Raw genomic sequence first — 10,410 nt, 5'->3', positions numbered from 1 at the left:
CATACCCCCGATTCTCCCAGCCACCCCTATCCGGACCCGGTCAATCCGCCGGCGTTTTAAAAACCGGCACCCTCACTACTGACCCACGCACCTAGGCGAAGTAGACGCCGACCGGTCCCCTCGATCTCCCCCATCCGGATATCGATCTCGTAGATAAACCGCAGCACCTGGGGCCGCATGATGTCCGCCGTTGTACCCAAACCGGAGGGCGGGGCGGGTGGATCGGCACTACCGGCCGCGCGCACGCCGGGTCCACAATCGTTATATCAACCCGTGCAGAAAATGGAGGCGATCACTGTGGCGGTTTACACGCTGGGAATCTGGCTGGTCCACCCCGGACGCGAAAATGATTTTGTGCAGGCCTGGCGGGATCTGGCGCGAAAAACCCAGGAGGACTACCCCAACGCCAAGGCGGTCCTGCTGCACGACCACGCCGTGCCCAACCGGTTTGTCAGTACCGGTCCGTGGGAATCGCTGGAACAGATCGATCAGTGGCGCAGTTCAGCCGCCTTCTCCCAGGGAGTGGAGGCGATGCGCGACATGTTGGAGCACTTCGAATCACGCACGCTCGACGAGGCGGCCAGCATCGGCTGACGGTGGGCCGCCGTCCGTCCAGCCGCCGCCGTCGGTGCCCGCCGCCGTCGTCCGTCCGGGCACCATGAGATCAACCGGCCGTCAGCGCGTCCAGCACCGACGCCAGCAGCACGCCGTCGCGGCCCCAGACGGGGTCGAAGACCTCGACATACCAGGACTCGGCCAGCACCAGCGCGAGGGACTCGTTGGCTTCGGCGGTCCAGTCCTTGAGCTGGTCCGCTTCGATCGGGCTTTCGCTCGTGCCCAGCACGGTCACTATCTCGCCGTCCTGAAGGGTCACGGGAATCGAGGCGCTGCTCGTTTCCCCCGGAGCGTGCCCAACCGTAACAAACTCCGTCCGGGACGAGAGCCCCAGCAGGCTTCCGGCCGACTCCGGTGTGCAGAAGCCCGTCACATACGCCCGCTGGACGCTGCCTCCCTCGCGGAGCCCGGGCTGCGATTCTTTGGTGAACAGCCCGTTCCGGTTGAGCATCGCGAGTTCTCCGGCAATCGACTCCGTTTCCCCGTCAATGCCCGGGGTGAATGTTCCAGGCTGGTATTGGCTCCGTCCCTCCAGCCAGCGGGCGGTCAGTTCGCCGGCCGCGGGAATGGTCGTCGCCTGCCGCCAGACCTCCCGGTCCGCCAGCAGCCTGCCGAAGCTGTCGCGTTCAGTCGTGTACTGGTCGTCCATTATCGAGATCCACTTCCTTGGCGCCGGAATGCTGTCGGAGCAGCGCCGCGAGGCGTTCGCTGCCGAGCTTGAGGGCGGCCAGTTCGCGCTGACCGAAATCGTCGATGCTGCGGTGAATCCACGAAGAGAGCTCCGCGGCACCGTCGTCAACTTCATACTCGTGACTCAGGGTCACCACGGCAAGGCCCTGGTCGGCGTCGCCGCCCTCCGAGACGGCCCAGCCGCCGGCGAGCCGCAGGAGCGGAGCCTCAGGCCTGGACACTTCAAACACGATGCGCCGCCCGGCAGCGTCCAGGAAACGGCGGCAATGACTGGAGCTGAGGGCGCCGTTGGCCACCACAGAAATCCGAAGCTCGTGTTCCCGGTCGTCGCCACCGACGCGTTCGGAGTATACGGTCAGCCCGTCCAGATACGGCCAATGCGACGTGTCCCGGAGCACGCCGAAGACCAGGTCGGATTGAGCATTGATGGCCAAGCGGTGCGTTGTCCCGCGCGTCGTCAGCGACACCATGCTCCTCCCCGTCGTCTGCTGTATCTATGCAGGCTAGGCGAGGGTGAAGTCCGCCGTGTGGAAAATCGTCCTCCCGCGTCATGCGGGGCAATGTTGGGTAACACGGCTCCGCTTGCGGTGTACTCCCGGGGCTTCGGAAGTCGCCGGCCCACTGGCCTTCACGGATCTTCCCGGCTTCAAACGTCGATTGCTCCGTAACCGCCGTTATCAGGGCTGAAAACGGCCGTTACGGAGCAATCGACGGGAAAGCGTCGGGGCCACACAGGACCGCCCGGGCTCAGCCCTCGCGCAGCGGGCGGCGGGCCAGCCAGGCGGCCACGATGGCGCCGGAGACGTTGTGCCAGAGCGAGAACACTGCCGACGGCAGTGCAGCCAGTGGGCTGAAATGCGCCGTGGCCAGCGTCGCGGCAAGGCCTGAGTTCTGCATGCCCACCTCGAAGGCCAGGGCACGGCGGGCCTTGTCATCCAGGCGCCCGAGCCTGCCAGCGAGGTAGCCGAGGCCCAGCCCGAAGCCGTTATGCAGCACCACCGCGAGGAAGACGATGCCGCCGGCGGCGACGATCTTGTTGGCGCTGCCGGCCACCACAATCGCCACGATCAGCGAGATTACGACGGCGGAGGCCCAGGGCAGCACCGGGAGCACCCTGGCGACGAGCTTCTTCAGGAACAGTCGGGCGAGCAGGCCGGCGATCACCGGCAGCAGCACTGTCTTGACGATGTCCAGCACCATGCCGCCGGCGTCGATCTGCAAGTACGAGCCGGCCAGGAACAGCACCAGCAGGGGCGTAACGATCGGGGCGATCAAGGTGGACACCGAGGCGACGGCCACGGAGAGGGCCACATCGCCCTTGGCCAGGAACGCCATCACGTTCGACGCTGTCCCGGACGGAGCGCAGCCCACCAGGATCAGCCCGACGGCGAGCTCCGGCTCAAGGTGCAGGGCCTGCGCGATCAGCCATCCTGCGCCGGGCATAATGACGTAATGCGCCACGATGCCCAGCACCACGGCCCAGGGGCGCTTCGCTACAGAGGCGAAGTCCGGCGGGGTCAGCGTCAGGCCCATGCAGAACATGATGATGCCCAGCAGGTACGGCACGCTCGGCGCCAGCGGTTTGAAGGCGCCCGGCAGGAGGAAGCCGGCGACGCCGGCGACCACCACCAGCAGGGGAAACACGGTGACGGCGATCCGGGCAATCTTCGCCTCGGCGGCGAAGGCAGGATTGACCGGGGCGTCGGTGCCAGTGCCGGATTCCGGCGCGAATTCAGGAGATTTGGTTGCCTCAAGCATCCAAGCATCGTGCCACCGCAGGCCGTGATCCGGCCACTTTGTGACCGGCGGCCGGCCTAATATGTCAGATTTATTGCCGTCCCGCAGGGCTAGGCGGTTAGTCGATCCAGGATGGTGATGAACTCGTCCGCTTGGCCCAGGTCGCGGGCCATCTTGGCGCGCTGGTGCTCGGCCCGTTGCAGGAACTCGGCCAAGCGGGCGGCCGGGGCCTGGGTGGCGGCGGTGCCTGCCTCCGGACCATCCCCGGCTCCGTTGAGCAGACCGAGGAGTTCCGCCATCTCTTCGAGGGAGAAACCCAGGGGCTTCATTTGTTTGATCAGCATCAGCCGATCGGCGTCCGCCTCGGAATAGACCCGAAAGCCACCCTCGGTACGCGCCGTCGCGGGCAGCAGCCCGACGTCGTCGTAATGGCGGATAGTCCGCAGGGACAGCCCCGTGCGGTCTGCCAGTTCGCCGATGTGCATGGTGCTGTTGCCGCTGGATTTAGCCGTCACCGGAGCCTCCGTCCTGTTCGAATTGAAACTCTACCATCACGTTAGGGTAGGGTTAGGTGGCGGGTGAGACTTTCAAGACTAGTTCCCCCTTTTCCCGGCGCGGCGCTGCGCCCCTTCATTCATTAGCAAAACGAGACCGTAGCAGCGCGTCTTCTTGACCATGAACGGAGCCAGAAATGGCCGTCACAACAGCCGAACACCCGCCGGTGTTCACGCCTGAACAGCTTCAATCCGTCCGGCGCACCCTGACGTCACCCCGCCGACTCAAGACCGAGGTGCTGGGCGGACTCGTCGTCGCCCTGGCCCTGATCCCGGAAGCCATCGCTTTCTCGATCATCGCCGGCGTCGATCCGCGAATCGGGCTCTTCGCCTCCTTCACCATGGCAGTCACCATTGCCTTCGTCGGCGGCCGCCCCGCGATGATCTCTGCGGCCACCGGCGCGATCGCCCTGGTGATCGCTCCTCTGGTGAAGTCCCACGGCGTGGACTACTTCGTTGCCGCCGTCATCCTAGCCGGCATCTTCCAGGTCATCCTGGGACTGGCCGGCGTCGCGAAACTGATGAGGTTCATCCCCCGGTCGGTGATGGTGGGCTTCGTCAACGCGCTGGCCATCCTGATCTTTCTGTCCCAGGTCCCTGAGCTGCTCGGCGTCCCGTGGCTGGTCTACCCGCTCCTGGCCCTGGGCCTGGTCATCGTCTTCGGGCTGCCCAAACTGACGAAGGCGGTGCCCGCCCCGCTGGTGGCAATCGTGGTCCTGACGCTCATCACCGTGCTCGCCGCCGTCGCCGTTCCCACGGTGGGGGACAAGGGCGCACTCCCCGACTCCCTGCCGACGCTGTTCCTCCCGAACGTGCCGCTCAGCCTTGACACCCTGCAGGTGATCTTCCCCTTCGCCCTGGCCATGGCCTTCGTGGGACTGCTCGAATCGCTCATGACGGCCAAACTCGTCGATGACATCACCGACACCCGGTCACCCAAAACGCGGGAGGCGTGGGGGCAGGGCGTGGCCAACATCGTCACCGGCTTCTTCGGCGGCATGGGCGGCTGCGCCATGATCGGCCAGACCATGATCAACGTGAAGGCCTCCGGCGCCCGGACCCGGATTTCCACCTTCCTGGCCGGTGTCTTCCTGCTGATCCTGGTGGTGGCCCTGGGTGGCCTGGTCTCGCTGATCCCAATGGCCGCACTCGTGGCCGTGATGATCTTCGTCTCCGTGGCCACCTTCGACTGGCACAGCATCCGGCCACGGACCCTGAAGATGATGCCCAAGAGCGAAACCACGGTCATGACTGCTACCGTCATCGTCACCGTCGCCACCCACAACCTGGCGATCGGCGTGGGCGTCGGCGTGCTCGTGGCGATGGTGACGTTCGCCCGCCGGGTGGCGCACTTCGTGACCGTGCACCGCACCGTGACCGAAGTCGACGGCGGCCAGCTCGCCACCTACCGGGTCAACGGCGAGCTCTTCTTCGCTTCCTCCAACGACCTCTATACCCAGTTCGACTACGCCCTGGATCCCGACCACGTTGTCATCGACCTGCACGCCTCGCACCTCTGGGATGCCTCGACGGTCGCCGCCCTGGACGCCATCACCGCGAAATACCGCCATCAAGGCAAGGACGTGAGGATCGTCGGTCTCAACGATGCCAGCCTGCTCATGCGCGAACGCCTCGCCGGCAAGCTCGGCGGGCACTAGCCGGCGGGCTTGGACGCCTTGCCGTCCAGCCACAGAACGTCGGACTCGTCGCTATGCGCACCGGTGGTCCCGACGTGTTTGCTACTGATGCCCGGTCCCCGTCGGATGACGTGGACCAATGCCATGCCGTGGCCGCGCCCCAGACCGTAGTCGGCCTTCAGCCAGTCGAGGATTTCGCCGGTCTTCACGGCGGTGTCGTCGAAGCCCTTCTGCTCGGCGATTTCGAAGAGCTGGCGCGGGGTAAGGCCGGTCTGGTCCTCGATGGTGTCGAGGTACGCCTGGAATGACATCCGTGGATTCCCTTCAGCGGTTCGTTGGTTCCCGGCCACTCTATGGACCGGGGTCCGTTACCGCCAGAGACGGGCGGCCCTGGCTTGAGCATCCAACCCTGCGTCCTTCAACCGGTTCGTAGGACCGGCTACGCTCGGGATCATGGCGCAGACGTGGGAGCCGGGCCGGCCCGGTGTGCTCAGCCTTCCCTCCGGACGGCTCATCCGCGGCCGTGGCATCCTGGCGCCGGTTCCGTCCGGTCCGGGGCCCGAGTTCGGGCTGTATCTGCTGGGACGCCGGCCGAGGCCGGTCGCGTGGGACTCCCGGTGGGTGCGCTGGAGGGACCTCCTCCTGCCCGCCGACGACGCCGAGGCGCTCGACGCCTTCCGCGAGGCCTGGCGGCGCGCCGCAACCGAACGGGTTGAAGTGGCCTGCTGGGGCGGCCGCGGCCGGACCGGCACCGCACTGGCCTGCATCGCGGTCCTGGACGGTGTCCCGGCCGACGAAGCCGTCGCCTTTGTGCGGCGGAATTATCGCCGCGGCGCGGTGGAAACCCCCTGGCAGCGGCGCTACGTGGGCCGGTTTACCGGCGTCGAGCCCTGACCGAGAGTCCCTTGCAGCACTGTCACGGATCGACGGGGTTTTTACCGCTGCCACCGCCGGTGCCACCGACGCCCGAGCCCGCGGGACATGGAAATGGCGGGGGTGCTGAATTTCTCAGCATCCCCCGCCAAAGCCATCCGCCCGGATTAGGCACGCGACCGGCCGCGGATGAAGTGGAAAATCAGGACAACCACGGCAATTACCAGAAGCAGGTGAATGAACCCGCCGCCGATGCTGCCGAGCAGGCCAAGAAGCCAAAGAACGGCGAGAATGATAGCGATCCAAAGCAACATGGTAACTTCCTTAGTTCGAATAAAAATGTTGATAAAACTGTTTCAAGTCCCGGCCCAACGGACCGCTTACTAGAAATACTAAGCGTACTTGTCATATTGTGCCAACGGGCGCGCTGGGCTGAATCTGCAGCCCTCCCGTTCGGGTGGCAGCGTTGACAGCCTGTGCCCGGCGCTCTCCGCTCCGGACTCGCCTTCCTAGAACCGGTGGGTGCCGCGCAGCCCGCGGGGTCGGCCGTCCGGGTCCACGATCAGGCGGTTGATGGGATCCGCCCAAAGCCGCTGGAGCCGCGTCACGGGTTCAACAGTGTGGTGTCGCACCTGCCCGGCGGGGCGCGGCGAACTGCGTCCGGCGTCGTGCCAGTGATCAAGTGCGCCGGCGGTGGTGTTCCAAAGCTCCAGCCCTGCGGCGGGGTCATCCAGGCGGGAATCATCTTGCTCCAAGCCCAGGTGCTCGGCCCAGAGTTGCAGCCGGAGTTTGCGGGCCAACGGTCGGGAGGCGTCGTCGGTTCGCGTGCCGGACGGTTCTCCGGTAACGCTGCTGGTGTCGACAACGGCGCAGGTGAGCTCGCTGTCAGTGGTCCAGGACCGGCGGTTGAAGTTGTCCGAGCCGCAGGTAAACCAGGTGTCGTCGATGATGCAGATCTTGGCGTGAACGTAGATCGGAGTGCCCGCGCTATTCTCCAGGTCGAACACGCCGACCCGGTCCGGCGCCACCCGGCGCAGTTCTTGGAGTGCCCGCAGTTGCCCGATCCTCCTGGGCGGCCCACCGAGAGCGCCGTCCGAGTCGGGGTAGCGGGGCACGACGGCGATCACGTTCAGGCCGGGATTGCGTTCGAGGGCCTGCGCGATGCCGGCAGCGACCTCTGTAGACCACAGGTACTGGTCCTCGATGTAGATCAGCGAGCGGGCGCAGGCGAAGGCCTTAGCGTAGGCCCGGGCAATGCTGCGCTCGCCCTCAGGCGCGAACGGGAATGGGGGACGTTTCACGCCGTAGGTGCGCAGCAGCTGAACGGCGTGGGGGCCCGCCGGCGGAGGGGGCGGGGCAGCATCGGGGAGCGGTTCGGGGTGCCGCGGCATCCGGGCCAGACGCTGCAGCAGCATCCGGTAGGGGGTGCGCCGGTCCAGGGGATGGGGGTCGTTCCACCGTTCAGCGAACACCGCCAGCACATCTGCCACCACAGGGCCACGCAGTTCGAGGGCGGCATCGTGCCACGGTGGCCGCTTGCCGTACCGGGGATCCATCGCAACCGCCTGCGGGTCTCCCGCATGGTCAGCGTCGTCCCTGCGGCTGTGGGAAAGGTCCAGCCCGCCAACGAACGCAACGTCCCGGGACGGGTCGTCACGACGTCGGATGACGACGATCTTCTGGTGGTGGGAACCGAACATACGTATCCGCTGATCCAGCAGCACCTCCCCGCCGGCATCGTTGATCTCACGGCCCAGTCGTTCGTTGGAGCGGCCGCTGATGGGCGCCGATATGCGCTCGCCGTGGGATCGCCAGACCAGGCCCCGGACTTCCACGCCCGCGCGGGCCAGCCGGGCCAGCAGGTCACCGACCGACGGCCCGTCCGCCAGCAACTGCTCATCGGCGTCGCCCCGCCAGTCGGTGAACCAGACGCGGTCTCCCGCCTGCAGCTCCGTCAGTTCCTCATGCAGGCGGGCGAAATAAGCTGCTCCATGAACCAGGGGCCGCACGAGGTTACCCTCCGACCACGACGGCGACCCGGCGCCGCCCGTTTGCACGTCTGTGGCCGGATTACCCCGTTCCGCGCCGCTCAAGAACCACGTATCAGCTGCACTGTCCACTCGGTCCTTCTTTCGAATCCATAAAGCCGAATCCCTAGTCCTGGGCGAGCCGGTAGCGTTCGATCTGCCTGAGCCGGCGCTGCAGGCTGTCGCGCCGGGGGTGCGGGACGGCGTCAGCCGGTTCCGCGGTGAGGTCGATATGGGCTGTTCCGTACTGCCAGAGCAGCAGGTCGTCCAGCAGCCGGTCCGGGCCGGGGGAGTAGCGGTGGTCCAGGGCCTTGCGGACCTCGGTGATCCGGTTGGCGCTGAGCAGCCCCGCTAGCTGCACGGTCTGGTCCAGGCCGTGCGCCGCCATCAGTTCGGCGGCCCAGCCCCAGTCGTCGTCGACCTTCCGGTCCACGTGCGGCAGCAGCGTCCGCCAGACGTCGCGGATCCGATTGGGCGTGAGCTGCGCGGCGCCTTCGCCGTCCATGTCCCAGTAGCTGCGGACCTCTTCATAGCGTTCGTGCAGGTCCGCAAACGCCGATTCCACTGTCTCCAGCATGGCGGCGGTGGCCGTGAACTGGCGGTCGAAGTGCGGAGTCCAAGCGCGTGGATCCTCGGCCTTGAAGCGGATGTCGTGCTCTATCTCGCTCCATGCGTGCGCAAAGACCGTCCTGATCTGGCACTCAAAAAAATAGCTGCCGTTGGCCGGGACCTCCGGGTTGTAGACCTGCTGATACTCCTTGACCGCCTCATTCTGGATGGTCCGCAAAATCAGGTGACGGCTGGAATAGCCATAGGTTCCGGATTCGATCGAACCGATGTCCTTCTCCCGGTCGCCGCGGCAGTCGAAGAGTTGGCGCTGGCGTTTTATCAGGTTGGCCACCACGGCGTTTTCGGCCGGGAGCTTAGTGATGACGCGGATGCCGACCATGTCATTGAGCGTGCGGAACGGGTCCGGGAACTTCAGCACCGGCGGCCCGCCCGGCTCCAGCGGCTCCTCCGTGCGAGAGATCTTCTCGCGGAAGGACTCCACCGTTTTGGTCCGGCCGGTCACGAACAAGGAGGTCACCTCGGTGCCCTTGAGCATTGTCCGCAGCGACAGCAGCACCTCGCGAGTGACGAGCTTCAGGGCAGGACGGACCCGCTCGTAGAGTTGCACGTTGTCCTGCACGGATTCGCGCAGCGCAGGGTCCAGACGCTCCCAGTTGCTAGCCATTGGGCTAGCTTACGATGCCGGTCCGACAACCGGCTTCCGGGGTGTCGCGCGAAGCCCAAGGTAGGCTCTGCACATGGCTGATCTGCGGCGTCGGGCTTAGTGCGCTGCAGCGGCGGTGACACCGGGGGCAGTCACCGCCTGTTCACCGGGCCCCAAGGAGGACACAGTGAAGCGGCAGAAGTACCACTATGGCGAGGATCCCAGCCAGTGGGGGGAACTCTTCCTTCCGGACGCGGCCGAGCCCCAGGGGGTGGTGGTGGTCATCCACGGCGGCTACTGGCGTTCGCAGTACGGGGCCGAACTCGGCGAACCGCTGGCCAGGGACCTCGCAGCGCATGGCGTGGCCGCCTGGAACCTGGAGTACCGGCGGGCCGGCAACGGCGGCGGCTGGCCGCACACCTTCGCCGACGTCCTTGCAGGGATCGATAAACTCCGCGACGTCGCCGGTGAACACGGAATCGGGCTGGACCGTGTTGTGGCCCTCGGCCACTCCGCCGGCGGGCACCTGGCCGTGTGGGCGGCCGGTCGGAACCGGCTCGCCCAGCTTGGCGCCCCGGAAGCGGACCGCCAGCTCGAACGAAAGAACGGCGGCGCCGCGGTGCACCTAACCGGCGTGGTCAGCCAGTCCGGGGTGCTGAACCTGGCCGAGGCGGAGCGGCTCAACCTCAGCAACGGGGCCGTAAGCAACTTCCTGGGCGGCTCCTCGGATAGATACCCCAAACGGCATAAGTTTGCGGACCCGATGAGCGCGGCGCCCCTGCGGGTGCCCGTCTACGCGGTGCACACCACCGAGGACGACACCGTGCCGCTGAGCCAGTCCGAGGCCTACTCCGCCGCGGCCAAGGCCGGCGGCGCTCCGGTCCAGTTCCTCAAGCTCCCCGGCGACCACTTCGCCCTGATTGACCCGAAGACGCCCGCGTACCGGAAGTGCCGCGAACTGGTCCAGCAACTGCTGGGCTGAGCCGGGGCGGCCGGGTCCTCGCGTAGACTGGGTACAGGTGCGCCGGGAAGTCTGGTCGGCATAGTTCAGTCGACCCAATTTT

The 10,410-nt window shown here is 66.5% G+C and carries 12 protein-coding genes; 4 read left to right on the top strand and 8 right to left on the bottom strand.

The features are described from left to right. Nucleotides 1-282 precede the first annotated feature (282 nt). On the top strand, nucleotides 283-594 hold the full coding sequence (locus ABIB14_RS05845; RefSeq protein ID WP_354234806.1) for an antibiotic biosynthesis monooxygenase family protein: 312 nt from the start codon (nucleotides 283-285) through the stop codon (nucleotides 592-594). 70 nt (nucleotides 595-664) lie between these two features. Here the strand turns inward: ABIB14_RS05845 and ABIB14_RS05840 are convergent, their stop codons facing one another. The 4 genes from ABIB14_RS05840 to ABIB14_RS05825 all read right to left on the bottom strand — a co-directional run bounded on the left by ABIB14_RS05840 (nucleotide 665) and on the right by ABIB14_RS05825 (nucleotide 3,527). Further along, on the bottom strand, nucleotides 665-1,264 hold the full coding sequence (locus tag ABIB14_RS05840) for a DUF6919 domain-containing protein (protein WP_354234790.1): 600 nt from the start codon (nucleotides 1,262-1,264) through the stop codon (nucleotides 665-667). Next, nucleotides 1,242-1,775, bottom strand: coding sequence for an SRPBCC family protein (locus tag ABIB14_RS05835; RefSeq protein WP_354234788.1), 534 nt, complete (start codon nucleotides 1,773-1,775; stop codon nucleotides 1,242-1,244). Before ABIB14_RS05835 ends, ABIB14_RS05840 begins: the two co-directional genes overlap by 23 nt. 277 nt (nucleotides 1,776-2,052) lie before the next feature. Next, the gene (locus tag ABIB14_RS05830; RefSeq protein WP_354234786.1) at nucleotides 2,053-3,063 is read right to left on the bottom strand and encodes a bile acid:sodium symporter family protein; all 1,011 of its coding nucleotides are present in this window, start codon (nucleotides 3,061-3,063) and stop codon (nucleotides 2,053-2,055) included. 89 nt (nucleotides 3,064-3,152) lie between these two features. After that, a complete protein-coding gene (locus ABIB14_RS05825) occupies nucleotides 3,153-3,527 on the bottom strand; it encodes a MerR family transcriptional regulator (protein WP_354234804.1) in 375 nt (124 codons plus the stop codon). Nucleotides 3,528-3,733: 206 nt separating this feature from the next. Between ABIB14_RS05825 and ABIB14_RS05820 the strand changes: the two genes are divergently transcribed. Then, nucleotides 3,734-5,254, top strand: a complete 1,521-nt coding sequence (locus tag ABIB14_RS05820) for a SulP family inorganic anion transporter (protein WP_354234785.1) — start codon at nucleotides 3,734-3,736, stop codon at nucleotides 5,252-5,254. Here ABIB14_RS05820 and ABIB14_RS05815 read toward each other — a convergent pair. Then, the gene (locus tag ABIB14_RS05815) at nucleotides 5,251-5,544 is read right to left on the bottom strand and encodes a DUF4287 domain-containing protein (RefSeq protein WP_354234783.1); all 294 of its coding nucleotides are present in this window, start codon (nucleotides 5,542-5,544) and stop codon (nucleotides 5,251-5,253) included. The two genes, ABIB14_RS05820 and ABIB14_RS05815, sit on opposite strands and share 4 nt — an antisense overlap. 142 nt (nucleotides 5,545-5,686) lie before the next feature. On the opposite strand from ABIB14_RS05815, the gene ABIB14_RS05810 reads away from it, so the two are divergent. After that, nucleotides 5,687-6,127 (top strand): protein-tyrosine phosphatase family protein, encoded by a 441-nt coding sequence (locus ABIB14_RS05810; protein WP_354234781.1) that lies wholly within the window; start codon nucleotides 5,687-5,689, stop codon nucleotides 6,125-6,127. 146 nt (nucleotides 6,128-6,273) lie between these two features. Here ABIB14_RS05810 and ABIB14_RS05805 read toward each other — a convergent pair whose 3' ends face one another. From ABIB14_RS05805 to ABIB14_RS05795, 3 genes are all read right to left on the bottom strand, one after another. Next, the gene (locus ABIB14_RS05805; protein ID WP_354234780.1) at nucleotides 6,274-6,420 is read right to left on the bottom strand and encodes a lmo0937 family membrane protein; all 147 of its coding nucleotides are present in this window, start codon (nucleotides 6,418-6,420) and stop codon (nucleotides 6,274-6,276) included. Between the two features lie 195 nt (nucleotides 6,421-6,615). Further along, nucleotides 6,616-8,115: a phospholipase D family protein gene (locus ABIB14_RS05800; RefSeq protein WP_354234778.1), complete on the bottom strand. Its 1,500-nt coding sequence runs from the start codon at nucleotides 8,113-8,115 to the stop codon at nucleotides 6,616-6,618. 145 nt (nucleotides 8,116-8,260) lie between these two features. Beyond that, nucleotides 8,261-9,367, bottom strand: coding sequence for a GTP pyrophosphokinase (locus tag ABIB14_RS05795; RefSeq protein WP_354234776.1), 1,107 nt, complete (start codon nucleotides 9,365-9,367; stop codon nucleotides 8,261-8,263). Between the two features lie 166 nt (nucleotides 9,368-9,533). On the opposite strand from ABIB14_RS05795, the gene ABIB14_RS05790 reads away from it, so the two are divergent. Continuing rightward, the gene (locus tag ABIB14_RS05790; RefSeq protein WP_354234774.1) at nucleotides 9,534-10,328 is read left to right on the top strand and encodes an alpha/beta hydrolase; all 795 of its coding nucleotides are present in this window, start codon (nucleotides 9,534-9,536) and stop codon (nucleotides 10,326-10,328) included. The last annotated feature ends 82 nt before the right edge of the window (nucleotides 10,329-10,410 follow it).

The organism is Arthrobacter sp. UYEF3, assembly GCF_040546245.1.
GTDB lineage: Bacteria > Actinomycetota > Actinomycetes > Actinomycetales > Micrococcaceae > Arthrobacter.
The sequence above is the reverse complement of the archived record's forward strand: the minus strand, read 5'-3'. Positions and strand labels throughout refer to the sequence as shown.